Origin of the sequence: Blastococcus colisei, from assembly GCF_006717095.1 — a bacterium.
Classification (GTDB): Bacteria; Actinomycetota; Actinomycetes; order Mycobacteriales; family Geodermatophilaceae; genus Blastococcus_B; species Blastococcus_B colisei.
Genome location: NZ_VFQE01000002.1, coordinates 577,528 through 601,321, shown reverse-complemented (window position 1 = coordinate 601,321; position 23,794 = coordinate 577,528). Strand labels below are relative to the sequence as shown.

Annotated in this window: 23 protein-coding genes, 2 tRNA genes, 1 other RNA gene and 1 pseudogene; 14 read left to right on the top strand and 13 right to left on the bottom strand. The window is 73.2% G+C overall.

Going from position 1 to position 23,794, the window contains the following annotated elements; all coding sequences use genetic code 11:
- Positions 1-94: 94 nt before the first annotated feature.
- The 6 genes from FHU33_RS22360 to FHU33_RS22335 all read right to left on the bottom strand — a co-directional run bounded on the left by FHU33_RS22360 (position 95) and on the right by FHU33_RS22335 (position 6,421).
- Entirely contained in the window at positions 95-1,090 is a 996-nt protein-coding gene (locus tag FHU33_RS22360) for a UDP-glucuronic acid decarboxylase family protein (protein WP_246064121.1), read from the bottom strand.
- A gap of 223 nt (positions 1,091-1,313) precedes the next feature.
- Entirely contained in the window at positions 1,314-2,642 is a 1,329-nt protein-coding gene (locus FHU33_RS22355) for an ABC transporter substrate-binding protein (RefSeq protein ID WP_142027766.1), read from the bottom strand.
- 113 nt (positions 2,643-2,755) lie between these two features.
- Positions 2,756-3,940: a branched-chain amino acid ABC transporter permease gene (locus FHU33_RS22350; protein WP_142027765.1), complete on the bottom strand. Its 1,185-nt coding sequence runs from the start codon at positions 3,938-3,940 to the stop codon at positions 2,756-2,758.
- A 2-nt stretch (positions 3,941-3,942) separates the two neighbouring features.
- Positions 3,943-4,827: a branched-chain amino acid ABC transporter permease gene (locus tag FHU33_RS22345; RefSeq protein WP_142027764.1), complete on the bottom strand. Its 885-nt coding sequence runs from the start codon at positions 4,825-4,827 to the stop codon at positions 3,943-3,945.
- Positions 4,828-4,863: 36 nt separating this feature from the next.
- Complete coding sequence (locus FHU33_RS22340; RefSeq protein ID WP_142027763.1) at positions 4,864-5,634, bottom strand: ABC transporter ATP-binding protein; 771 nt, start codon at positions 5,632-5,634, stop codon at positions 4,864-4,866.
- On the bottom strand, positions 5,627-6,421 hold the full coding sequence (locus FHU33_RS22335) for an ABC transporter ATP-binding protein (RefSeq protein WP_170182630.1): 795 nt from the start codon (positions 6,419-6,421) through the stop codon (positions 5,627-5,629). The genes FHU33_RS22340 and FHU33_RS22335 overlap by 8 nt, the downstream gene beginning before the upstream one ends.
- 256 nt (positions 6,422-6,677) lie before the next feature.
- Between FHU33_RS22335 and FHU33_RS22330 the strand changes: the two genes are divergently transcribed.
- Positions 6,678-7,898: a PucR family transcriptional regulator gene (locus tag FHU33_RS22330; protein ID WP_142027761.1), complete on the top strand. Its 1,221-nt coding sequence runs from the start codon at positions 6,678-6,680 to the stop codon at positions 7,896-7,898.
- 79 nt (positions 7,899-7,977) lie between these two features.
- Here the strand turns inward: FHU33_RS22330 and FHU33_RS22325 are convergent, their stop codons facing one another.
- Together FHU33_RS22325 and FHU33_RS22320 are read right to left on the bottom strand one after the other, a co-directional pair.
- On the bottom strand, positions 7,978-8,211 hold the full coding sequence (locus FHU33_RS22325; RefSeq protein WP_142027760.1) for a DUF2630 family protein: 234 nt from the start codon (positions 8,209-8,211) through the stop codon (positions 7,978-7,980).
- Positions 8,212-8,255: 44 nt separating this feature from the next.
- Positions 8,256-9,236, bottom strand: a complete 981-nt coding sequence (locus tag FHU33_RS22320) for a prephenate dehydrogenase/arogenate dehydrogenase family protein (protein WP_142027759.1) — start codon at positions 9,234-9,236, stop codon at positions 8,256-8,258.
- A gap of 12 nt (positions 9,237-9,248) precedes the next feature.
- Here FHU33_RS22320 and FHU33_RS22315 point away from each other — a divergent pair, with 12 nt between their 5' ends.
- The 5 genes from FHU33_RS22315 to FHU33_RS22295 all read left to right on the top strand — a co-directional run bounded on the left by FHU33_RS22315 (position 9,249) and on the right by FHU33_RS22295 (position 11,701).
- Positions 9,249-9,911 (top strand): O-methyltransferase, encoded by a 663-nt coding sequence (locus tag FHU33_RS22315; protein WP_142027758.1) that lies wholly within the window; start codon positions 9,249-9,251, stop codon positions 9,909-9,911.
- Complete coding sequence (locus tag FHU33_RS22310) at positions 9,908-10,405, top strand: tRNA adenosine deaminase-associated protein (protein ID WP_142027757.1); 498 nt, start codon at positions 9,908-9,910, stop codon at positions 10,403-10,405. Before FHU33_RS22315 ends, FHU33_RS22310 begins: the two co-directional genes overlap by 4 nt.
- Positions 10,402-11,064: an HAD family hydrolase gene (locus FHU33_RS22305; protein ID WP_142027756.1), complete on the top strand. Its 663-nt coding sequence runs from the start codon at positions 10,402-10,404 to the stop codon at positions 11,062-11,064. The genes FHU33_RS22310 and FHU33_RS22305 overlap by 4 nt, the downstream gene beginning before the upstream one ends.
- Positions 11,065-11,137: 73 nt before the next feature.
- Positions 11,138-11,602 carry a nucleoside deaminase gene (locus FHU33_RS22300; RefSeq protein ID WP_211355325.1) on the top strand — a complete coding sequence of 155 codons (465 nt, stop codon included), beginning with the start codon at positions 11,138-11,140 and terminating at the stop codon, positions 11,600-11,602.
- 10 nt (positions 11,603-11,612) lie between these two features.
- Positions 11,613-11,701, top strand: a tRNA-Ser gene (locus tag FHU33_RS22295).
- A gap of 66 nt (positions 11,702-11,767) precedes the next feature.
- Here FHU33_RS22295 and FHU33_RS25560 read toward each other — a convergent pair.
- A complete protein-coding gene (locus FHU33_RS25560) occupies positions 11,768-13,474 on the bottom strand; it encodes a serine/threonine-protein kinase (RefSeq protein ID WP_211355324.1) in 1,707 nt (568 codons plus the stop codon).
- A 37-nt stretch (positions 13,475-13,511) separates the two neighbouring features.
- Complete coding sequence (locus FHU33_RS22285; protein ID WP_142027755.1) at positions 13,512-13,871, bottom strand: hypothetical protein; 360 nt, start codon at positions 13,869-13,871, stop codon at positions 13,512-13,514.
- A gap of 211 nt (positions 13,872-14,082) precedes the next feature.
- Between FHU33_RS22285 and FHU33_RS22280 the strand changes: the two genes are divergently transcribed.
- A tRNA-Ser gene (locus FHU33_RS22280) sits at positions 14,083-14,167 on the top strand.
- Positions 14,168-14,182: 15 nt separating this feature from the next.
- On the opposite strand, the pseudogene FHU33_RS22275 reads toward FHU33_RS22280, so the two are convergent.
- Positions 14,183-15,073: pseudogene (locus FHU33_RS22275) on the bottom strand (DMT family transporter); the annotation flags it as partial.
- A 206-nt stretch (positions 15,074-15,279) separates the two neighbouring features.
- On the opposite strand from FHU33_RS22275, the gene ffs reads away from it, so the two are divergent.
- Positions 15,280-15,375, top strand: an RNA gene (gene ffs, locus FHU33_RS22270) — signal recognition particle sRNA small type.
- 87 nt (positions 15,376-15,462) lie between these two features.
- On the opposite strand, the gene FHU33_RS22265 is transcribed toward ffs, so the two are convergent.
- Both FHU33_RS22265 and FHU33_RS22260 read right to left on the bottom strand, forming a co-directional pair.
- Positions 15,463-16,248, bottom strand: coding sequence for a hypothetical protein (locus tag FHU33_RS22265; RefSeq protein WP_142027754.1), 786 nt, complete (start codon positions 16,246-16,248; stop codon positions 15,463-15,465).
- Positions 16,245-16,772 (bottom strand): SigE family RNA polymerase sigma factor, encoded by a 528-nt coding sequence (locus FHU33_RS22260; protein WP_142027753.1) that lies wholly within the window; start codon positions 16,770-16,772, stop codon positions 16,245-16,247. The genes FHU33_RS22265 and FHU33_RS22260 overlap by 4 nt, the downstream gene beginning before the upstream one ends.
- Positions 16,773-16,931: 159 nt before the next feature.
- On the opposite strand from FHU33_RS22260, the gene FHU33_RS22255 reads away from it, so the two are divergent.
- From FHU33_RS22255 to FHU33_RS22230, 6 genes are all read left to right on the top strand, one after another.
- A complete protein-coding gene (locus FHU33_RS22255; RefSeq protein ID WP_142027752.1) occupies positions 16,932-19,229 on the top strand; it encodes a DNA polymerase III subunit gamma and tau in 2,298 nt (765 codons plus the stop codon).
- A gap of 4 nt (positions 19,230-19,233) precedes the next feature.
- Complete coding sequence (locus tag FHU33_RS22250) at positions 19,234-20,391, top strand: acyl-CoA dehydrogenase family protein (protein WP_142027751.1); 1,158 nt, start codon at positions 19,234-19,236, stop codon at positions 20,389-20,391.
- 77 nt (positions 20,392-20,468) lie between these two features.
- Positions 20,469-20,816 carry a YbaB/EbfC family nucleoid-associated protein gene (locus FHU33_RS22245; RefSeq protein WP_142027750.1) on the top strand — a complete coding sequence of 116 codons (348 nt, stop codon included), beginning with the start codon at positions 20,469-20,471 and terminating at the stop codon, positions 20,814-20,816.
- A 34-nt stretch (positions 20,817-20,850) separates the two neighbouring features.
- The gene (gene recR / locus FHU33_RS22240; RefSeq protein WP_142027749.1) at positions 20,851-21,450 is read left to right on the top strand and encodes a recombination mediator RecR; all 600 of its coding nucleotides are present in this window, start codon (positions 20,851-20,853) and stop codon (positions 21,448-21,450) included.
- A 558-nt stretch (positions 21,451-22,008) separates the two neighbouring features.
- Positions 22,009-23,100, top strand: coding sequence for a methionine ABC transporter ATP-binding protein (locus FHU33_RS22235; RefSeq protein WP_142027748.1), 1,092 nt, complete (start codon positions 22,009-22,011; stop codon positions 23,098-23,100).
- Positions 23,097-23,756 (top strand): methionine ABC transporter permease, encoded by a 660-nt coding sequence (locus tag FHU33_RS22230; RefSeq protein ID WP_142027747.1) that lies wholly within the window; start codon positions 23,097-23,099, stop codon positions 23,754-23,756. Before FHU33_RS22235 ends, FHU33_RS22230 begins: the two co-directional genes overlap by 4 nt.
- Positions 23,757-23,794: the final 38 nt, after the last annotated feature.

Here is a 23,794-nt window from a genome sequence, read left to right as displayed (position 1 = left end):
GCTCTCTGTGGTCGACTCGGGGGGTGTGCGGCTCCCCCGAGTCCGCCACCGACAGCCTAGATGGCCGGGAAGCGAACTCCGTGTGGCCTTTCGCTCACCCGGCGCGCAGAGCAGCGCTGTCGCGCTGTGCCGCGAACCAGTCGACCGTCCGGCGCAGACCCTCGTCAGACGGCACCGCGGGCCGCCAGTCGAGCAGCTGCTCGGCGCGGGTGGTGTCGGGACGGCGGACCTTCGGATCGTCCACCGGCAGATCGATGTAGCTGATCGGGGAGCTCGAGCCGGTCATCTGCACGATCCGCTCGGCCAGCTGCAGCATGGAGAGTTCGTCGGGGTTGCCGATGTTCACCGGCCCGGCGTGGTGGGAGAAGGCCAGCGCGAGGATGCCGCGGACGGTGTCGTCGACGTAGCAGATCGACCGCGTCTGGGAGCCGTCGCCGGCGACGGTCAGTGGCCGTCCGTCCAGCGCCTGCGAGACGAAGGCCGGGATGGCGCGGCCGTCGTCGGCGCGCATCCGCGGTCCGTAGGTGTTGAAGATCCGGACGATGCCGGTGTCGGTGCCCTTCGACGTCCGGTAGGCGGTGGTCATGGCCTCGCTGAACCGTTTGGCCTCGTCGTAGACACCGCGCGGCCCGATCGGGTTGACGTTCCCCCAGTACTCCTCGCGCTGCGGGTGCTCCAGGGGATCGCCGTAGACCTCGGAGGTGGAGGCGAGCACGTAACGGGCGTCCTTCTCGTGGGCCAGCCCGAGGGTGTGCAGGGTGCCGAGGCTGCCGACCTTCAGGGTCTCGATCGGCATCTTCAGGTAGTCGATCGGGCTGGCCGGCGAGGCGAAGTGCAGGACCAGGTCGACCGGGCCGGGGACGTGCACGAAGTCGGTGACGTCGCAGCGGACCAGCCGGAAGCCGGGGTGCTCCATCAGGTGCCGCACGTTCTCCGGCGAGCCGGTGAGGAAGTTGTCCAGGCAGACCACCTCGACACCGCGCTCGAGCAGGTGCTCGCAGAGGTGGGAGCCGAGGAACCCGGCGCCGCCCGTGACGACGGCCCGCCGGATCGTCCGCGCCATCCGCATCTGTCCGGTCGCCTGCGTCATCGTCGCTCCTCATCCGTGCGGCGTTGCCTGGACGCGATCCCGGTACGGGGCACGCGCCGTCGGCCGTCCGAGTTGATCATCGGTCGTGCGGACGGCCCGCGCAGCCCGAGCCCGGGAAAGGCGACGGGCCGCCGGTCTCCCGAAGGAGACCGGCGGCCCGCCGTTGGCCCCGTCCAGAGGCTCACCCTGAGCTTGCGAAGGGTGAGGAGGACGGGGTCCTCTTTCAGTCGACGACCGACTCCTCGTCGGGGATGGCGTTCTCCGGAGGCGTGGCGGCCTCGCCGTCGAACTCCTCGATCGGGGCGTCACCGATGTCGGTCACCCGGACCGGCTGCACCTCCTCGGAGCCATTGCCGACGATGCGCTCGATCGACATTCCGCTGGTCCCCATGTGGCTGTCCTCGGAGTAGCGGAACGGCGCGAACACCGGGCCCTCCCAGTCGGCGCCGGCGGTCTCGATGGCCTCGACCAGGCCGTCGCGGGTCGGGTTCTGGCCCGCGGCCTGCAGGGCCTGAGTCGTCGTGTAGGCCTGGGACATGCCGTAGACGCGGTAGTTGGTGAGCTCACCCTCGCCACCGCACTCGTCCCAGATCCGCTGGAACTCCTGGATCCACGGGTTGTCGGTCATGTCGACCGTCGGCAGGTAGCCGGTGGTCAGCGCACCGTCGAGCAGGCTGGCGTCGCTCACCGCGCCCTGGGAGAAGCGGGCCAGCAGCGAGCCGACCAGGTTCGGGTCAGAACCCACGTTGGAGTAGAACCACTGCTGCGGCTGGTAGCCGAGCTGCAGCGCGGTCAGCTGCGACAGGGCGGTGTAGCTCGGCACGTTGAAGCCGACGACGAAGTCGGCTCCGGCCGCCTGCAGCTCGGAGATCTGCGGGGCGATGTTGGTGTTGCCCGGCACGTACCGCACCGCGGCGACGATCTGGTCGTCGATGTACTGGCGGATGCCGGCCTCGCCGTCCTCGCCGAAGTCGTCGTCCTGGAGGAAGAGACCGACCTTGGCGTCCGGGAACTCCTCGGCGATGTACTCGCCGATGATCTTCCCCTCGCTCATGTAGTCGGTCTGCCAGCCGAAGGTGTACGGGTTGGCCTCCGGGTCCTCGCCCCACAGCAGCGAGCCGGACGCGACGAACAGGTCCGGCACGCCTTCGCTGTTCAGGAAGTCGAGGACGGCGCTGTGGGTGGGCGTGCCGAGGCCGCCCATGATCGCGAAAACCTCGTCCTCGAGCACCAGCTGGTTCACGACCTGGCTGGTCTGGGTGGGGTTGTAGGCGTCGTCGCGGTAGATGAACTCCACCTCGCGGCCGTTGACCCCGCCCGCCTGGTTGAGGCACTCGAAGTAGGCCTCGACGCCGGTCGGGATCTCGCTGTAGCCGGGGGCGGCCACACCGGTCAGCGGGTAGTGGGCGCCGAGCTTGATGGAGTTCTCGGTGATCCCGATGTCGGAGGCCTCGTTCTCGCCCCCGCCACCGCCACCGCCTCCGCCGCCGTCACTGCCGCCGCCGCAGGCGGCAACGGTGGAGGCGACGGTGGCTGTGGCGAGAACAGTCACAAGTCGTCGGGAGGATCTGGACAACAGTTCTCCTCTGGTGCGGCCCGGGCATCGGTGCCCGGGAGTCTGGTTATCGGCAGTGCGCTGAGTGGGGCGGACGGATCGGGACGTCCTCACCTCCCGCTCGAGGCGCGGGCGGCCGCCGCTCGCTGCTTCGCCCGGTAGGTCAGCCAGCGGAGGCGGATGGTGCCGACGAAGCCTGCCGGGGCGAAGATCATCGCCACGATGAGGACGACGCCGTAGACGAAGGGCGCCAGCTGCGCGGCCTCGGTGTTGTTGAGCCCGAAGTCGGTGCCCAGGTTGGTGACGAACGGCGGCAGGAAGACCAGCAGCGCCGACCCGAGCAGCGCCCCCAGCAGGCTGCCGAGACCACCCAGCACGATCGCGGTCAGCAGCGCCAGCGAGAGCACGAGGGTGAATCCGCTGGGTGCGGCGAGCCGGACGACCAGCGCCAGCACACCGCCCGCCAGCCCGGCGGCGGCGGCGCTCACGATGAAGGCCAGCACTCGCCAGGCGCCGAGGTTGATGCCGGCCAGCTCGGCGGCGACCTCCTGGTCGCGCACCGCCCGCCAGGTGCGGCCGATGCGGCTGCGCACCAGGTTGGCAAGGAGGAAATAGGTGAGGATCAGGCAGATCGCCCCGACGTAGGCCAGCCACTTCGTGCCGGTCGCAGAGTTGCCCGAGACCCAGCCGATGAAGGTCTCGAAGCTCTCCGGCGGGCGCGGTGCACGGACACGGATGCCTTGTTCCCCACCGAGAGTGTCGTGGAAGTAGATGGCCAGCCCGGGCAGACCGACCGCGAGGGCGAGCGTGGCACCCGCGAGGTAGGGGCCGTGCAGCCGGGCGGCGGCCACGCCGACCAGCGCGCCGACGACGGTCGCCGTCACCGTCGCGACGAGCAGGATCAGCGGCAGGGCGATCGGCTCCTCGGCCTGCAGGAAGAGCGCCGTGGTGTAGGCGCCGACCGCCATGAGCGCGCCGTGGCCGAGGGAGATCTGCCCGTTGAGGCCCGTCAGCACCGTGAGCCCGCCCGCGGCGATCGCGTAGTAGGACAGGGTGGCCAGCTGCGAGTTGGTGAACGGGTCGGTGATCTCCAGCAGGATCACCGCTCCGACCACGGCCAGGAGCACGACGGTCAGGTGGCGCAGCAGCGTCGACTTCGGCAGGAACGACCGCCCACCGGTGGCCTGCGCGGAGGGCGCGTTCGCGGCGGCGGTGGCCTTCGCCGGCGCGTCGTCGGTCGCTTTCCCGGCGCCGTCCGGGCCGGACGTGGACAGGGGCGTCTGCGACTCGCTCATCGTCATGCCCTCCGGGCCGTGCTGCTGGCGAAGAGGCCGCCGGGTCGGACGAGCAGGACGAACATCAGGATCACCAGGGCGGCGATGTTGACCAGCGCGCTGCCGCGGGGGGCGTAGCCACTGACGTAGCTCAGGGCCAGGCCGAGGATGAGTCCGCCGACGACGGCGCCGATGGGGGAGTCCAGGCCGCCGAGCACCGCGGCGACGAACCCGAACACGATCAGGCTGTCCATGTAGGCCGGGTAGACGAATCCGCCGCCCGCGATGAGCAGCCCGGAGAGGGAGCCCACCACGGCGGCCAGCGCCCAGCCCAGGGTGAGCATGCGGCCGACCTTGACGCCGAGCAGCCGGGCGACCTCCTGGCCGAACGCCGAGGCGCGCATGGCCAGACCGACCCTCGTGAAGCGGAAGAGGGCCACCAGCAGAGCCATCGTGATCAGGACGGACCCGATGATGTAGAGGCTCGTGGGCGTGAGGGCGATGGTGTTGTCGCCGAGCTCGAAGCCGCGGACGCCGAATGGCGTCGGGAACGACTGGAACGAGGAACCGAAGATGATCGCGATGCTGGCCTGGATCGCGACGAACAGGCCCAGCGTCACGATGACCGCGTTGAGCTCGGGGCCGCCTTCGACCGGCCGGATGATGACCCGCTCGACGATCGCGCCGAGGAGGAAGCCGCTTGCCAGCGCCACCACGAAGGCGATCCAGTAGGACAGCCCGGCGTTGATGAGCGCCAGCGCGATGAACGCGGTGGCGGCCGCCATCGAGCCCTGCGCGAAGTTGACGATCCGGGTGGACCGCCAGATCAGCACCAGGGCGAGGGCGAACGCCGCGTAGATCATGCCCTGGGTGAACCCGGTGAGGGTCACGTTCACGAACTGCTGCACGAAGTGTGCCTTCCTTGACCGGAGGGGCGGGGCGGGTCAGAAGCCGAGGTAGGCGTGCCGGAGGCCTTCGTCGGCCATCAGCGTCCGGGCGTCGTCGGTGACGACGACCTTCCCGAGGTTGAGGACGACGCCGACGTCGGCCACCGACAGGGCGCTGCGGGCGTTCTGCTCCACGAGCAGCACCGACAGGCCCTCCCGGTCGACCAGCTGGCGCAGCAGCCCGAAGATCTGCGCGACGATCCGCGGGGCCAGGCCCAGGGACGGCTCGTCGAGCAGCAGGATGCGCGGCTTGGCCAGCAGTGCGCGCCCGATGACCAGCATCTGCCGCTCACCGCCGGAGAGCGTGTGCGCGGGATTGTTCCGCCGCTCGGCGATCCGCGGGAAGAAGTCGAAGACCCGGTCGAACTCGTCCTTGCCGACCTTGCCGCGGAACAGCGACCCGACCCGGAGGTTCTCGTCCACGGTCAGCTCGGCGATGACGCCGCGGCCTTCGGGGACGTGCGACATCCCCTTGCTGACCATCGCCTCGACCGGGGCCTTGGTGATGTCCTCCCCGTCGAGGACGACCTTGCCGGCCTGCGGACGGACCAGACCGCTGATCGTGCGCAGCAGCGTGGTCTTGCCGGCGCCGTTCGCGCCGAGGACCGCGGTGATCCGGCCGACCTCCGCACTGAGGGTGACACCGTCCAGCGCGCGGACCGGGCCGTAGGCGGAGGTGAGACCGTGCACTTCGAGGAGCGCCGTCCCGGGGGTGGTCGCGGTGCCGGCGCCCGCGGAGACCGCGGTACTGCCGTGGGCGTCAGGCATTGCGACCTCCGTCGGTCCGGGTGAGCTCCGCGGCGTCGGTCTCGACGACCTCGTCCCCGAGGTAGGCCTCGGTGACCTTCGGGTCGGCCTGGACCTCGGCCGGGGTGCCGGCCGCGATCTGCTCGCCCGAGTCCAGGACGGTGATCCGGTCGCACACCCGCATGACCAGGTCCATGTGGTGCTCGACCAGCAGGACGCTCATCCGGGAGGAGAGCGAACGGATCAGCTCGCCGAGCTCGTGCATCTCGTCCTCGGCCAGGCCGGACGCCGGCTCGTCGAGGAGCAGCAGGTCGGGATCGGAGACGAGCGCACGGGCCAGCGCCACCCGCTTCTGCACCGGGTACGGGAGGCTGCCCGGGTAGCGGCCGGCGTAGTCCTCGGCGCCCAGCTCCACCAGCGCCTTCTGTGCCCGCTCGCGGAGTTGTCGCTCGTCCTTGTCGGACGTCGGGAGGGCGAGCAGCGCGGAGAGGAAGCCCGCCCGTCCGTGCCGGTGTGCACCGACCATCACGTTCTCGAGGACGGTCATGCCGGCGAACAGCCCGACTCCCTGCAGCGTGCGGGAGATGCCCAGGCCGCTGAGCTGGCTGGGCTTGAGCCGGCGCAGTTCCTGGTCCCGCCAGGTGATCCGGCCGCCGGAGGGGCGGACGAGGCCGCAGGCGACGTTGAAGAGCGTCGTCTTGCCGGCGCCGTTCGGGCCGATGAGCCCGTGCACCTGCCCTGGCTCCACGGTGAGCGAGACATCGGTGAGCGCGGCGACGCCGCCGAAGGCGACGCTGATGCCGCTCATCTCGAGCCGTGCTGTGGGCGTTCTGTCCTGAGAAGGCTGGCTGCCGGAGTGCGGAGGCGGCTGCGCCAAGGGGCCCACTGCTCCTCTTCGTCGGGGAGGGGTCGTCGACCGACCGGAGAACCTGTCGGCGACGATTGGGTCACGAGTACGTCCCGCTGAGCCTGCCGGGCCGTGCTCGTCGTCACAATGGGCTGATCGCACAGTGATCGCAACCTCGTGTTGTGCTGGGTGCGGCGCGTTACGAGGAGGTGATCGAGTGCAGCCGTTCCGGCCCGAGGTCGCGGCCCGGCTGGCCGAGCTGGCCCCGCTGCTGCTCGATCAGCTCGATGCCATGACCGACCGGATGATCGACGTCCTGCTGCGCACGGAGCCGGCCTATCGCGAGCTGCTCGGTCGCGACGAGGAGCAGATGCGGGCCAGCACCCGAGCCAACCTCGAGCGAGGCCTGCACGGGTTGATCGGTGCCGCGTCCGGCAACACCCGCACCTCGCTGCGCGACGCCCGTGACGTCGGCCGGAGGCGCGCGGCCCAGGGGATGCCCCTGGAAGCGGTGCTGCGGGCCTACCGGCTGGGCGGGCAGGTCACCTGGGAGGCGCTGCTCGACGTCTCCCGGCGCAGCACCCGCGAGCACGACACGCTGCTGCTGGAGGTCGCGGGATCGGTGTGGCGCACCAACGACGCCGAGTGCGCCGCGGTCGCCGAGGGGTACCGCGAGGAGCAGCGGCGCCTGGCCGGGGTGGACGACGGCGCTCGCCAGCAGATCCTCGACGGGCTGCTCGAGGGGCGCGGCGGCGACCCGGCATTCGTCCGGACGGCGTCGGATCTGCTCGCCATCCCGCTGGACGGCCGGCTGGTGGCCGTCGTCGCCCTGCCGGAACCGGAGGGCACCCCGTCCCTCGACTCGCCGACGGCAGCCCTGCTCAAGCGCGGCATCCGCTCGGTGTGGGGCGGTCGGAACGGGGCCCAGGTCGGGATCGTGGCGTTGGGCACCCTGCCGGGATGCGAGGTCATGAACTGGCTGCGGACGATGGCCGGCGGGCCCGTCGGTGTCTCGGCCGTCGTCGAGGGCGCCGCGGCCGCCGGGTCGGCCTACCGGCTGGCCGAGGCCGCGGCACGGACCCTGCCGGCCGGCAGCCCGCGGGTCGTGACCATCGACGAGCGGCTGCCCGAGGCGCTGCTGAGCAACTCGCCGGAGATCAGCTCACGGCTGGTCGGGCAGTCCCTCGGCGGGCTGCTGGAGCTGCCGGAGGACGAGCGCGAGGTGCTGCTGGACACGCTCGCGGCGTTCCTCGCCTCGGACGGTTCACCCACCCGGGCCGCCGACGCGCTCTACTGCCACCGCAACACGGTCATGCACCGTTTGCGGCGGATCGAGGCGGTGACCGACCGGAAGATCACCGACCCCCGGTCCCGGCTGCTCTGGCAGCTGGCCCTGCTGGGCACCGAACACCGGCGGCCGGCGCAGCGGACGGCCTGAAGACGGCCCTTCTCGTCTGAGAAAGGACCCCCTTCCTCCCCACCCTTCGCACGCTCAGGGTGGGCCCTGAAAGGGGGCCTTACTGGAGGTAGCTCTCCACGGTCGATTCGGGGCGGACCTGCGCCTCGTCGGGGTTCTCGTCGTACTGCCGCTTCGCCCGCCGCTGCCGCAGCAGGTCCCAGCACTGGTCCAGGTCCGCCTCGAGCTTGTCCATGCGGGCACGGGTCTCGTCGGTGTGCTCCGCGTTCTCGCGGAGCTTGTGCTCCTCGTCCACCAGCGAGTGGATGCGGCTCAGGATGTCGGTCTCGTCCATGCCGACACCCTGCCCGCCGAGGACCGGCCGAAACAGCGGACCCGTCACGCCCGGTCGGGCAGCCTGTCCTCCGGTGCCCTGTCCTCGGGTACCCAGCCCTCGACGAAGGCGGCCAGCCGGTGGGTGACCGCGCCGCCGGCCCGGCCGAGGGACAGCAGAGCGGCCCGGTCCAGCGGCACCCGCACCGTCCGTCGTCCCCCCTGCCGGGTGACGACGGCGTGCCCGTCGGCGACGAGCTCCGCCCACGGGCGGGCGAGCTGCTGGTGCACGCGGGCCAGTGCGCTCGCGGTGGGCCCCGCGTTGCCCTCGACCATCGCCCGGACGAAGGCGGGGTCGCTCCCTATGACCCGGGTGCCGTCGCGGAAGCTGCCGGCGGCGAGCGCCAGGGCGAGCGGTCCGGCCTGCGCGGCCGCTGCGGCGAGGGCCGCGGCGAGCAGGTGGGAGACGTGGCTGATCGCGGCGACGGCGTCGTCGTGCTCGGTGGCCGTGACGGGGACGACCTCCGCGCCGGCGGCCATGGCCACCTCCGCGACCCGCAGCCAGCGCGGCAGCTCCGTGTCCGGCTCCAGGCAGAGCGCCCATCGGGCGCCGGTGAACAGTCCGGGGTCGACGGCGGCGTGGCCGGAGCGTTCCGTGCCGCACATCGGGTGACCGCCGACGTAGCGACCGCCGAGCGTGCGGCCGACGCTCTCGAGGACCGGACGCTTGACCGAGCCCAGGTCGGTGACGGTGGCATCGGGGTCGATCGTCAGGCCGTCGAGCGCACCGGCCATGGCCGTCAGCGGGACGGCGAGGACGACGACGCCCGACAGTTCCCGGGTGATCTGCACACCCCGCGCCGCGGCGGCATCCCGGGCGGCGGGGTCGACGTCCCAGCCCTGGACCGGACGGCCCGCGGCGACCAGCGCCGCGGCCAGCGAGCCCCCGAGCTGGCCCAGTCCGACGACGCCGACCGGCGGGGCGGGCATGGTCGGCACGGGAAAGCGGGGGGCCGGTGCGGCACCGGGTCCTGCGGCATCGGCCATGATCTACAGGCTATGACGCCGCGTTCGTTCCTCCTGACGCCGGAGCTCGCCGACTACGTGCGCGCCGTGTCCGAGCCGGTCGACGACGTCGTCGACGATCTGCTGGCCGAGACCGCTGCGCTGGCGGCCCGCGGCGAGGCGTCGCCGACCTACCAGATCGCGCCCGAGCAGGGCGCGTTCATGCAGCTGTTCACCCGGGCCGTCGGTGCCCGCCGGGCGATAGAGATCGGAACGTTCACCGGCTTCTCGGCGCTCTGCATCGCCCGCGGCCTCCCGGAGGACGGCTCCCTGCTCTGCCTCGACCGCAGCGCCGAGTGGACCGCCGTGGCCCGTCGCTACTGGGAGCGGGCCGGCCTCGCCGATCGCATCGAGGTGCGCCTCGGCGAGGCTCTGCCGACGCTGCGGGCACTCCCGGCCGAAGATGCCTTCGACCTGGCCTTCGTCGACGCGGACAAGACCGGATACGCCGCCTACGTGGAGGAGTTGTACGCCCGGATGACGGACAACGGTGTGGTGCTGCTGGACAACACGCTGCGGGGCGGCCGCGTGCTCGACCCGCAGGACGAGGACGACGTCGCTCTGGCCGAGCTGAACAGGGGGCTGGCCGCCGACCCGCGCTGGGAGACGGTGCTGCTGCCGGTCTCCGACGGGCTGACCGTGCTGCGCAGGCGATGAGTTCCCCAGGAGTGCGGACCAGCTTCGCCGTCCGGGTCAGCCGGCCGGGCGACCGGTGGCGGGTCGAGCTGCTGGCCGAGGACGCCGGGGACGAGCTGCCGGTGCTCGAGCGCGCCCTCGGTGAGCCCGGGGCCGACGGGTGGCCGCCACCGTTCGTGGTCGTCGTGGACTCCCGGCTCTATTTCGTCGTCCTGCGGCACGGGCCGGGCGGGATGGTGCGGGCGTTGATCTCCGACGCGACCATGCTCGAGTGGGTGCTCGCCGCCGAGGTGGTCGAGCGCTACGGCATCGGCGTGGACACCGACGGTGCCTTCGACGACGACGAGTCCGGCTGGCCCGGAGGTGACCTGGACGTGTTCGCCGACGACGGGCTGCCGCACGACGAGCTGCGGGCGATCGTGACCGCCGACGACCTCTGGGCCGACGAGATGGTGGAGCGGATCGCCGCCCGCCTCGGGTTCGGCGACGAGCTGGCCGCGGCGGTGGCCCCGTGAACGTCGGCGGGGGGACCGTCTCCGCGGTGGTCTTCGACCTGGGCGGGGTGCTCACCGAGAGTCCGATGACGGCGTTCGCCGCCTACGAGGAGGAGGCCGGCCTGCAACCGGGGGTCATCGTGCGGCTGAACTCCACCGATCCCGACAGCAATGCCTGGGCACGCTTCGAGCGCAACGAGCTGGACGTCGCCGGGTTCTCGGCCGCGTTCGAGGCCGAGGCGCTGGCCGCCGGCCACCGCGTCGAGGCCGCGCGGGTGCTGGCCGCGCTGCGCGGAGAGCTGCGGCCGGCGATGGTCGTCGCGGTGCGCAGGCTGCGCGAGGCCGGGCTGCCGCTGGCGCTGCTGTCCAACAACGTGGCGCCGATGGAGCGGGTCGGCGCCCTGGGCGAGCTGCTCGGCCTGTTCGACGCGATCGTCGAGTCCTCGGTGGAGGGCGTGCGCAAGCCGGAGCCGGAGATCTACCGGCGGGCGTTGACCCGGCTGTCGGAGGCGGTCGGCCGTCCCATCGAGGCGGGCGACTGCGCCTACCTCGACGACCTCGGGATCAACCTCAAGCCGGCCCGGGCGCTGGGCTTCTCGACCATCAAGGTCGTCGAGCCGGCCGCCGCGCTGGCCGAGCTGTCGGGGCTGGTCGGGTTCCCGCTGGACGGCGCCGAGTGAGACACCTACCTCGGCACGCTCGTGCTCTGCTTACAGCTGTAAGCAGAGCACAAGCTTCCGCAGGTGGGCGCTCGTGACCGCCGACATCGACGCCGCGATGTGCCGCGCCCTGGAGCTGGCTGCCGCGGCGCAGGAGTGGGGGGACACGCCGATCGGCGCGGTCGTCCTCGGACCGGGCGGCGCACTGCTCGCCGGAGCCGCCAACGAGCGGGAGAAGCGCGGGGACCCGACGGCGCACGCGGAGGTCCTGGCCCTGCGGGCCGCCGCGCAGGTCCACGGAGACGGCTGGCGGCTCACCGGGTGCACGCTGGTGGTCACCCTCGAGCCGTGCACGATGTGCGCCGGGGCGAGCGTCCTTGCCCGGGTGGACCAGGTGGTCTACGGCGCCGACGACCCCAAGGCGGGCGCCGCGGGTTCCCTCTGGGACGTCGTCCGGGATCGGCGGCTCAACCACCGGCCGGAGGTCACCGCGGGCGTCCGGGCCGAGGAGTCCGCCACGCTGCTACGTGCGTTCTTCCGCGCTCAGCGAGGCCTGTAGTCTCTTCGGCGGTGGCGTGTCCGAGCGGCCGAAGGAGCACGCCTCGAAAGCGTGTGAGGGCAACCCCCTCCGTGGGTTCAAATCCCACCGCCACCGCCAAGCACCACGACGGCGGCGTCCGACCGGGTCCAGCACCCGTCGGGCGCCGCCGTCGCCGTTCCGGGGTCACTCGACGGGGAAGTCGCTGTCCAGGATCAGCTGCCCGTCCCGGACGAGCAGCGTGAAGATGCGCTGGTAGACCTCGCTCCCGCCACCGGGGTACACCAGTTCCTGGGTGGCGGTGGCGGTGTTCTGCCCGTCGACCGCCTGGACGTCACTCAGGCGCACGTCCTCGAAGGCGCCCCAGTACTCGACGTAGTCGGCCTGGCTGATGTTGGCGCGCAGCGTCGGGCCGGTGAGGGCGTAGGCGGCCACGGGGTCCTCGAGCACGAGCTCGTGGTACTCGTCGAGGAAGTCCTCGATGTTGTCGGCCGCGAGCGGATCCTCCTCGGCCTCGTCGTCCGGCTCGTTCCCGTTCCCGGGAGCAGGTTCGGGGTCGACTTCGGGGTCGGGTCCGGGTTCGGGTTCCGGCTCGGCGGACGTCGAGGGCGCCGCGGAGGTGGTCACCGCCGGCGACTCCTGGGCCTCCGTCCCGCCGTCGTCCCCGAACGGGTCGATCACCAGGACGGCGATCAGCCCGGCCAGCAGGGCCGCGACCAGCGCAGCGCCGACCCAGATGCCGCGCCGGCGCTTCTCGGTGCGGCCGGCCGGCGGCCGCGGTGGCGGCCCGGGAGGCGGCTGGACGGGCGGCCTGTTCCCGACGGAGGTACCGGCATCGCCGCCGGCACCGGCTGCTCCTGCGGCGGCCGCTCCCGCCGCCGGCGCGGTCGGCTCCCGCTCGGAGGCCGGTTCGGGCGCCGGGCTGGTGCGGGTCGGCGGCGACGAGGCCGGGGTGATCGGACCGGCCGGGAAGGCGGCGGTCCGCGCCCGGCCCGGCGCGGACCGCAGGTCGGTGCGGGCGAGCAGGACCGTCGTGGTGTTCCCGTCCCGTCCGGCGGCCAGCTTCGCCAGCCCGTCGCGCACCTCGGGCATGGTCGGCCGCGCGGCGGGGTCGGCGGCCAGCATCCGCAGCAGCGGCTCCGTCAGCGAGCCGGCCCTGCGCGGCGGCACGATGGCGCCGCCGGCCACGCGGTGGAGCATGGCGAGCGCGTTGTCCTCCATGCCGAACGGCGGCTGGCCCTCGACGCAGGTGTAGAGCGTCGCGCCGAGGGAGAAGACGTCGCTGGCCTGCGTCATCTCGTGCCCCTGGGCGACCTCGGGTGCCAGGAACGCAGGGGTGCCGGTGATCTGGCCGGTCTGGGTCAGCGTGATGTCGCCGCTGGCGTGCGAGATGCCGAAGTCGGTGATCTTCACCAGGCCCTCGACCCGGCCGCCCTCGCCGATGAGGATGTTGGCCGGCTTCACGTCGCGGTGCACGATGCCCGCCGCGTGCGTGGCGGCCAGCGCGTCGGCCACCTGCGCGCCGATCTGGGCGACCTGGTCGGCGCGCAGGACGCCGTCCTCGGTCAGTACCCCCGCCAGGCTGCGCGAGGGCAGGTACTCCATCACCAGCCACGGCTGGCCCGACTCGAGCGCCACGTCGTACACCGAGATCGCGTGGGGGTGGCTCAACCGCGCGGCGATCCGGCCCTCCCGGAGGGCGCGCTGGCGCTGCTGGTCGGTCTCCTCCGCGCTCATCCCGACCGGCGTCAGCACCTGCTTGATCGCCACCTGCCGGCCGAGCCGCTCGTCCCGGGCGAGCCAGACCGTGCCCATGCCACCTCCGCCGAGCTGAGACTGCAGGCGGTAGCGCCCGGCGACGAGGCGGCCGGGCGTGGTCACGGGTCGGGTCATGGACTCTGCGGTCGTCGGACGGTGGGCGCGTCGGCGGTCAGACCGTGGACGGAACTCCGAACCGGCGCGCGTACTCCTCCTGGGCGCCGGCCGGCAGGGCGTCGTAGAGCTCGCCGAGTTCGGCGTGCACCTCGGGGGAGAGGTCGTCGAAGATCTGCTTCCAGGTGGGCGGCTCGTCGTAGCTGCGGGTCAGCAGCAGCTCCCAGGCGTGGGACTGGCGGTCCCGCTTGCCGCGCTCGGCCAGGAACTCCGAGAGGTAGGCGTCCTTCGCCGCCGCCTTCTCGGCGGCGGTGGCGCCCTGGGGCAGATCGGCCGTGTCGTCACCCCGGAGGACGCCGACGATCGCCGCGACCACTTCCGGCCGCACCTCATTCGACCCGCTGTCCGACTCGCTCATGTCCTGCCTCCTCTCGCTCGCCCGTGCGCGGATCTCGCCGTCCCGCGCCTGGCGACCCTTCCCCTGCGGCCGGATGATCAACCGCTGCGGTGCAGGATGCCGCACCGCGCTCGGTCCGTCGCGCCCGGCGGTCGCCGGAGGCCCACGACGTCCCGGGGACCGACCGCACCGTCGTCCTCGGGGCAGCGCCCGGTAGCATCGCCGGTGCACTGGAGGATTCGCCTAGTGGCCTATGGCGCTCGCTTGGAAAGCGGGTTGGGGGCAACCCCTCGGGAGTTCGAATCTCCCATCCTCCGCAGATACAGCCCCGCGACGGCGGCGAGCACGAGCACTCCACCGGCCAGCGCGCCGGGGGAGAGCCGCTCGCCCAGGAACCCCGTCGCCAGCGCGGTCGCGGTCAGCGGCTCGAGCAACGTCACGATCGCGGCGACCGACCCCGGCACGCTGCGCAGCCCGACGAAGAACATCCCATAGGCCAGCGCACTGGGCACCGCACCCAGATAGAGCAGCACGCCCAGCGCGACGGGGTCCGTGGTGAACCGCAGGCCGGCCACCAGGGCGACCGGGGTCAGGAGCAAGGCGCCGCCGGCGAACCCGGCCAGGGTCACCGGCACCCCGGGCGGCACCCCGCCCCCCGCGAGGGTGACGACGGCGTAGCCGAGCGCCGACCCGACCGCGAGCAGAGCGCCCAGCAGCACCGACGTCCCGGTGTCCGCGCCGGCGGAGGTCCCCACGAGCAGGACGAGCCCGATCAGGGCGACGGCGAGGGCGACGAGCGTGGCCCGGTCCGGGTGGCCGTGCCCGAGCACGGCCGCGCCGACGGCGATGAGCAGGGGCGCCAGCCCGAGGGCGACCAGGGTGGCGATGCTGACCCCGGCGGAGGCGACGGCCGCGAAGTAGGCGAGCTGGTAGGCGGCCAGGCCGGCGGCGACGAGGAACAGCCGGACGGCGGTGGGGCGGGTCAGCGCGGTGGCGGCCTTGGAGCGTCTGCGGCGGGCGAGGAGGAACCCGGCGAGCAGCACCACCGCGCCGATCGCCATGCGGTGCCAGGCGATGTCCAGCGGGCCGAGGCCGGTCCGCTCGGCGACGATCGCGCCGCTGATGCCCGATGTGCCCCAGCACAGGGCGGCCAGGACGACGAGCAGGAAGCCGCGCGGTGCGGCGGTGGGGAGGGCGAGCGGGGAGGAGGCGGGGGCGGACATGACGCTCCTGGTTCGCGGACCGGGCGGGACTCGGATCCGGAGCACGGCGACGCGGCGGGCCGGTGCGGCCCGCCGATGGGTTCAGCCCGCGGTGCTCCGGGTCAGGAGCGGGGCGGGGGAAGGACGAGCGCGTGCCGGGGCGTCATGGGCACGGAGGTTAGCGGGAGCCCGCGTCGGCGCGCTGCCCGGTTCCTCTACAGTGGACGCCAGACCCCTCGTGTGGCGTCATCCTGTGAACCTCCCCAGGGCCGGAAGGCAGCAAGGATAAGCGGGCTCTGGCGGGTGCGCGGGGGGTCCTTTCCTTTCCCTGGACCGCCGCGACATCTGCGAAGCCGTGGCCATCAGGCGCTGATCGCCACGACTTCGCAGATCTCGTTCCGCGCCTGTTGTCAGGTGATGACGATCGACGCGAGCAGATCACGTGCCATCTGCTCACCCGCCTCGCCGGCCGGGAAGGTGCCGCTGACGTGGATCTGGCGGTCCCCCGCGAGCACCTGCAGCCAGAACGTGTACGACTCGACGGTCGGGCCCAGGCCCTCCGTGCCCGTCCAGTAGTCGATCCCCCCGTACGCCGACTCCGCTCCGGGAACGGTGAACCACTCGCCCCCGTCGGCGGGGGTCAGACCGCCTTCGAAGGTCTCGGTGATCGAGACCTTCACGTGCGAGTACTCGCCACCGCCCAGGGCGGGTCCGTTCCACGTCAGCGAGGGACCCTCGTACCAGCTGGTCACCGGCCTCAGGTCGACGGTGTCGGCCGCGCGTGCGCCCGACGGGACCGCGAAGGAGACGCCCTGGAAGGACCGAAGTTCCCAGCCGGCCGTCCCGCTGGTCGGTCCGGCCTCGGTGGTGGGCGGAGCGCTCGGACCGGAGGGTGTGGTCGGCGGCGGAGCCACCTCGGTGGTCGGGGTGGGGTGGGCGGTCGCCGACGTGTGGCGGGGGACGGCCACCTCGGCGCGCGGGGGAGTGGCCGTCAGCAGGTCGGCTGCGGCCACCGTGGCGACGGCCACCGCGGCGGTCGCCGTCGCCACGGCGACGAGCGCGAGGCGTCCCCGCCGCTGCCGCTGGTGTCGGGACCGGGCGGCCCGCACCTGACCCACGACGTCGAGCGGCGGGGTGATGTCGTCGGCCAGGGTGTGCAGGCGGGAGCTGAGGACGGTGGTCTCGTGGTCGTTCACTGGTGCCTCCTCGACGCGGGCGTGAGGTCGTCGTCCGTGTGGGGGGCGAGCAGGCCGCGGAGGGCGGCCAGGCCCCGGGAGACGTGGTTGTTGACGGTGCTGCGCGAGCAGCCCATGAGCTGTGCGGTCTCGGCCTCGCTGAGGTCCTCGAAGTAGCGCAGGACGACGGCGGTGCGGACGCGTGGCGACAGGCGGAGCAGTGCCTGGCGCATCTCGTCGGTCTCGGCGTGGGCGCTCTGCGGGTCGCCGCCGCCGACGTCCGGGAAGGTCTCGAGGACCCGCTCGGTGTTGGTTAACCGGCGCAGCCAGCTCAGGTGCGCGTTGATCATCAGCCGGCGGACGTAGGCGACCGGGTGGTCGGCGTCGCGCACCGTGGCCCATGACCCGTAGGCCTTGGCCAGCGCGGTCTGGAGCAGGTCCTCACCGAGATGGGCGTCCCCCGTGACGAGGCACGCCGTACGCAGCAGTTGCCCGCCGTGGTCGGCGACGAAGTCGGTGAACTCCGCGTCCCTGTGGTCGGTCATCGCTCCTCCGGTGGTCGGTCTCATGAGGAGGACGCGTCGAGGTACCGGTGCCGCCCCATACCGGTATGTATCGGTCTCATAACGGGGTGCCGGCACCGTCGTCCACTGCGAATCCGGAACGTCCGTCGGAGCGTCGGTGGGGCCACGTAACCTCGCGGCGTGGCCCTGGCTCTCTACCGCAAGTACCGCCCGGCGACCTTCGCCGAGGTGGTCGGGCAGGAGCACGTCACCACCCCGCTGATGAACGCGGTGGACGGCGGCCGGATCAACCACGCCTACCTGTTCAGCGGCCCGCGCGGCTGCGGCAAGACGTCGTCGGCGCGGATCCTCGCCCGATCGCTGAACTGCGAGCAGGGGCCGACGTCCACGCCGTGCGGCGTGTGCGAGTCGTGCATCGCCCTGGCGCCCGACGGGCCCGGCTCGCTGGACGTCATGGAGATCGACGCGGCCAGCCACGGTGGTGTCGACGACGCCCGTGACCTGCGGGAACGCGCCTTCTTCGCACCGGTGAGCAGCCGCTACAAGGTCTACATCGTCGACGAGGCGCACATGGTCACCACGCAGGGCTTCAACGCCCTGCTCAAGGTGGTGGAGGAGCCGCCGGACTTCCTCGTCTTCGTCTTCGCGACCACCGAGCCGGAGAAGGTCCTCCCGACCATCCGCTCGCGCACCCACCACTACCCGTTCCGGCTGGTGCCGCCGACGACGCTGCGCGGCCTGCTGGAGAAGACCTGCGAGGCCGAGGGGGTGACCGTCGAGCCGACCGTCTACCCACTGGTGGTCCGCGCCGGTGGCGGCTCGGTCCGCGACTCGCTGTCGATCCTCGACCAACTGCTCGCCGGCGCGGGTCCCGAGGGCGTCACCTACAAGAGCGCCGTCGGGCTGCTCGGCGTCACCGACGACGCGCTGCTCGACGAGACCATCGACGCGCTCGCCGCCCACGACGCCCCGGCGGTGTTCCGCGCCGTCGACCGGGTCGTCGAGGCAGGCCACGACCCGCGGCGCTTCGCCACCGACCTGCTCGACCGGCTGCGTGACCTGATCGTGCTCGACGCCGTCCCCGACGCCGGTGGCAACGGCCTGCTCGACTGCCCGCCGGACCGGCTGGACCTGATGAACCAGCAGGCCTCCGCGCTCGGTTCGGCCACCCTCTCGCGGATGGCCGACACCGTGCACGAGGGCCTCACCGAGATGCGCGGGACGACGGCGCCGCGGCTGCTGCTCGAACTCGTCTGCGCCCGCATGCTGCTGCCGGCCACCGACGGCTCGGCGGCGGCCACCCTCCAGCGGCTGGAGCGGCTCGAGCGGCGGATGTCCATCGCGGGCGAGCACGCCGGGCGCCCCGAGGGCGTACGCGAGGCGCCGACGGCCCCCGTCCGCGAGGCACCCGCGGCCCCGGTCCGCGAGGCACCCGCGGCCCCGGTCCGCGAGGCGCCTGCGGCCCCGGTCCGCGAGGCACCGCGGGCCGCGCCAGCCCCGGCCGCTACACCGTCGGTTCCGCCCGCAGAGCCCGCCGCGGGCACGGGCGCGCGCAAGGAGTACGTCCGCCCGTCGCGGCGCAGCGAGGCTCCGGCGGCCGCCGCCCCCGCGGCCGCTGCGCCCGCCCCGGCCGCCGACGACTGGCCCGAGACGGTGCGGCCGGGCTCGGGCCGGGCCAAGCCGGCCGCCGCACCTGCCGCGGCCGCACCAGCAGCGGCCGCACCAGCAGCGGGCGCGCCGGCTGGTCCGCCGGCCGAGCGGACACCGCCGCGCGCGGTCGCGGGCGAGCCGGACATCCCGCTCCCGCCCGAGCCCACCGACGACGAGGACTGGCCGCACGCCGCCGATCCCGCCGCGGCCCGGGCCGCGGCTGCGCGCACCGACGCCGCCGGGCGGGGGGCGGCCCCGGCTGCCGGTCCGCCCCGGGCCGCGGCCGAGTCCTCACCCGCGCCGCGTGGCGGTGAGCCGACGCCGGTGGTCTCGGCGAACCCCGAACCGGCGGCCGAGGACGGCGAGCTCACCACCACCGACGTCCGCCGGATGTGGCCCGAGCTGCTCGCCGTCGTCAAGCGGCACAAGCGCACCACCGAGGCGCTGCTCAAGAACGCCCAGGTCCACCAGCTGACCAACGGCGTCCTCACCCTCTCGACCTCGTCGCCGGCGCTGGCCCGGCGCTTGGGCGACGACCTGAACAAGGACGTCATCCGGGAGGCGCTCAACGAGCTGCTCGGCGTCCGCTGGCGGGTCGACGCCGTCGTCGAGGGTGCCGCGACCGCCTCGGGCCCGGCCGTCCCGCCGGAGCAGGCCCGGGAGGCGGCGCGCGCCGCCGAGGCCGCGGAGGCCAGCGAGCTCATGGCCGAGCGCGCAGCCGACGTCTCGGCCGCGGCCGGCGGGGCGCCCGAGCCGGTCGTCGACCAGGAGCAGGCGGCGCTGTCCCTGCTCCGTGCCCAGCTCGGCGCCCGCCCCGTGGACAGCTGAACCGATGACCGCGCGCGACCTCCCCGAGGACGAGCAGGCGATCGTCGAGACCGTCGCGCGCTGGGTCGACCGCGAGGTGCGCCCGCACGCCGGCCGGCTGGAGCGGGCCCAGGAGTACCCCGCCGCGCTCATCGACCAGATGAAGGAGATGGGGGTCTTCGGGCTCGCCGTCCCGGCACGGTGGAGCGAGTCCGCTGTCTCCACCCGCTGCTTCGCGCTCGTCACGGCTGAGCTCGCCCGCGGCTGGATGAGCCTGGCCGGTGCGATGGGCGGCCACAGCGTCGTCGCCCGCCTGCTCGCCACGTACGGCACGCCCGAGCAGCAGGAGCGCTGGCTGCCGCGGATGGCGACAGGAGAGGTCCGTGCCGCGATGGCGCTCACCGAGCCCAGCGGGGGCTCCGACCTGCAGGACATCCGCACCCGCGCCGTCCGGGACGGCGACTCCTACGTCGTCGACGGCACCAAGACGTGGATCACCAACGCCCGCCACGCCGGGCTGATCGCGACCCTGGTGAAGACCGACCCGCAGGCGCAGCCACGGCACCGGGGGATCAGCATCCTGCTCGTCGAGCCGGGCCAGGTGGACGTCTCCCGCGACCTGCCCAAGCTGGGCTACCGCGGCGTCGAGTCCTGCGAGCTGTCCTTCGCCGGGTCGCGAGTGCCGGCCGGCGCGCTGCTCGGCGGAGAGGAGGGGCGCGGCTTCGGCCAGTTCATGGCTGGTCTCGAGCTCGGCCGGGTGCAGGTCGCTGCGCGTGCCGTCGGCGTCGGGCAGGCGGCGCTGGACGACGCGCTCGCCTACGCCCAGCAGCGCGAGACCTTCGGCACCCCGATCTGGGAGCACCAGTCGGTCGGCAACCTGCTCGCCGACATGGCGACGAAGGTGCACGCCTCCCGACTGCTGGTGCTCGACGCGGCCGCCGGCATCGATGAGGGGCGGCGCAGCGACCTCGAGGCGGGGATGGCCAAGCTCTACGCCTCCGAGGCGTGCATGCAGGTGGCGCTGGACGCGATGCGCATCCACGGCGCCGCCGGCTACTCGGCGGAGCTCGACGTCGAGCGCTATTTCCGCGACGCCCCGCTGATGATCGTGGGCGAGGGCACCAACGAGATCCAGCGCAACGTGATCGTGCGCCGGCTCGTCGAGCGCTCCCGGGAGACCTGACCGGTAGAGGTGGGGCCGGAGGGGCGGTGGCGGTCGGCGTGCCGCTGCTCGTCGTATCCGCGGCCTACTCTCGTGACATGTTCCCCGGTGGTCAGCCCGACATGGCACAGCTCCTCCAGCAGGCGCAGCAGATGCAGCAGCAGCTGGTGGCGGCTCAGGAGGAGCTCGCGCGCACCGAGGTCACCGGCTCGGCCGGCGGGAACCTGGTGACGGCCACGATGACCGGCAGCGGGGACGTCACCGCCATCACGATCTCGAAGGACGCCGTCGACCCGGACGACCTCGAGACGCTGCAGGACCTCGTCGTCGCTGCGTTGCACGACGCCAAGCGCGCGGTCGACGAGCTGGCCGCACGCACCATGGGCCCCCTCGCGGGTGGCCTGGGCGGCGGTCCCGGCGGTGGCCTGGGCCTGCCCGGTCTCTGATCCCCACCCCGCCAGGATCTGCGAGGAACATCGCGTGTACGAGGGTGCCGTCCAGGACCTGATCGACGAGCTGGGCCGGCTGCCCGGCGTCGGTCCCAAGAGCGCGCAGCGCATCGCCTTCCACCTGCTGTCGGCCGAGTCCGCCGACGTCGGCCGGCTGGTCGCGGCGCTCACCCGCGTCCAGGAGGAGGTCCGCTTCTGCGTGACCTGCTACAACGTCGCCGAGGCCGAGCAGTGCAGGATCTGCCGCGACCCGCGCCGCACCGACGACGTGCTGTGCGTGGTCGAGGAGCCCAAGGACGTCGTCGCGATCGAGCGCACGCGTGAGTTCCGTGGCCGCTACCACGTCTTGGGCGGCGCGATCAGCCCGATCGACGGCGTCGGCCCCGACGACCTGCGGGTCAAGGAGCTCATGACCCGACTGATGAACGGCGCGGTCACCGAGCTGATCATCGCCACCGACCCCAACCTCGAGGGCGAGGCGACGGCCGCCTACCTGGCCCGCCTGGTCTCGCCGATGGGTCTCGCGGTCTCGCGGCTGGCCAGCGGGCTGCCGGTCGGTGGTGACCTGGAGTACGCCGACGAGGTCACGCTGGGCCGCGCGTTCGAGGGCCGCCGCCGCATCGACGCGTGACGACAGCGCCGGGAGCATCGCAGCGAGGTACGAGCGAGGACGGACCGGGGCGCGGAGTCGCGCCATAGGCATCGCGTGACGACAGCCCCGGGAGCCCGGAGCCGACAGGGAGTGAGCATCGCAGCGAGCGAGCGAGGAGCGGAGCGACCGCGGAGGCGACCGGTGTCATCGCAGCGAGGTACGAGCGAGGAGCGGACCGGGGCGCGGAGTCGCGCCATAGGCATCGCGTGACGACAGCCCCGGGGGGGCATCGCGTGATCGGGCAGCGGGCGCGGGCGGGTGATCTAACGGCACCGGTTGAGCGTTCTCTCACATTCGGGCCGGCGCGGTGGCCGGGCGGCTGTCGCTGGGCGCATCCTCGACAGATGCAGAGGAACTGGGCGTTGACGCGTCGTCGCGCCATCGACCTCATGCGCACGGCCAGCCGCCTGTAGCTCCGGCTGCGGGCCCCGGAACGTCCGACGCCCGCCCCGGGCCGGCCGCCGTTTCCCGGCGGAGGCCCGCCCGCCCGCGCCCACCGTCCCGCGCCGCACACCGCCGAGCCCTGCCGAGGCCCCCGTGATCGAACTGTCCGACGTCCGCAAGGTGTTCCCCGCACGTCGCGGGGCGGCCGAGGTGGTCGCCGTCGACGGGGTCACCCTGTCGGTCGCCGACGGCGAGTTCGCCGGTGTCGTCGGACGGAGCGGTTCCGGCAAGAGCACCCTCGCCCGCCTGGTGAACCTGCTCGAGCGGCCGACCTCCGGCCGGGTCACCGTCGGCGGGCGGGTGTTGACCGACCTCGACGACGACGGAGTGCGCGAGGCCCGCCGCACCGTCGGCATGATCTTCCAGCACTTCAACCTCCTCGACTCGCGCACCGCCGCCGGCAACGTCGAGCACCCGCTGGAACTCGCCGGGGTGGGCCGGGTCGAGCGTCGCCGTCGCGTCGCGGACATGCTCGACCTGGTGGGCCTGGCCGACCGGCACGCGTCCCGCCCGGCCCAGCTCTCCGGCGGCCAGAAGCAGCGGGTCGCCATCGCCCGCGCGCTGGCCGCGCGTCCGGAGGTGCTGCTCTGCGATGAGGCGACCAGCGCGCTGGACCCGTCCAGCACCGCCGGCGTCCTGGACCTCCTGCGCCGGGTCCGTGCCGAGCTCGGCCTCACGGTTCTGCTGATCACCCACGAGATGGCCGTCGTCCGTGCGGTCTGCGACAGCGCCGTGCTGCTGGAGTCCGGCCGGGTCGTGGACGGGGGGCCGCTGACCGACGTGCTGGCGCGACCGCACTCACCGCTGGCCGCGCAGCTCCTGCCGGCACCGGCCCTCGCCGGTCACGACGGCGACCTCGTCCGGGTCACCGTCACCGAGGCCGCACCGGAGGGCCGGGTGCTGCGCACCCTCGCCGGGGAGCTCGGCCTGGACGTCGAGGTCGTCGGCGGCTCCGTGGAGACCGTGGCCGGCCGGCGGTTCGGCCGCCTGCTGCTGTCGGTGACCGGCGACGACGGCCGGCTCGACGCGGCGCTGCAGCGGCTCCGGGACGGCGGATCGCTGGTCGAGCGTGCCGTGCCGGGCGACGAGCCGCCGCCCTGGCGGGATGAGGAGGAGCCGGCGCCCGAGCCGGTCCGCGAACCCTACGAGCCCCGCTTCCTCGACGCCCCGGACGTGCAGCGGTGAACGACTGGTCCCGTATCGCCCCGCAGCTGGTCGAGGCCACGTGGGAGACGCTCTACATGGTGGGCGTGGCCACCGCGCTGACGGTGCTCATCGGCGTGCCCCTGGGCGTACTGCTCACGATCACCGCCCCCGGGGCGCTGTCCCCGCGCCCGGCACTGCACCGCGCGCTCGGGCTCCTGGTCAACCTCGGCCGCTCGCTGCCGTTCATCATCCTGCTCGTGCTGGTCGCCCCTGTGACCCGCGGCATCGTCGGGACGACGATCGGCTCGACGGCGACGATCGTCCCGCTGACCATCGGTGCCGTCCCCTTCCTCGCCCGGCTGGTGGAGACCAGCCTGCGCGAGGTCAGCCATGGCAAGGTCGAGGCGACCCTGGCCATGGGTGCCCGGCGGCGCGACGTCGTCCGCACGGTGCTCCTGCCCGAGGCGCTGCCCTCGCTGGTCGCGGGCGTGACGGTGACCGTCGTGGCGCTGGTCAGCTACTCGGCGATGGCCGGCGCCATCGGCGGCGGCGGCCTCGGCGACTTCGCCATCCGCTACGGCTACCAGCAGTTCCGCACCGACATCACCGTGGCCACCGTCGTGCTGCTGCTCGTCGTCGTCCAGCTCCTGCAGTGGGCCGGCGACCGCTGGGCGCGCCGGCTCGCGCACGCCTGACCAACCCCGCAGCACCCCACCACAGCAAGGAGAGAACG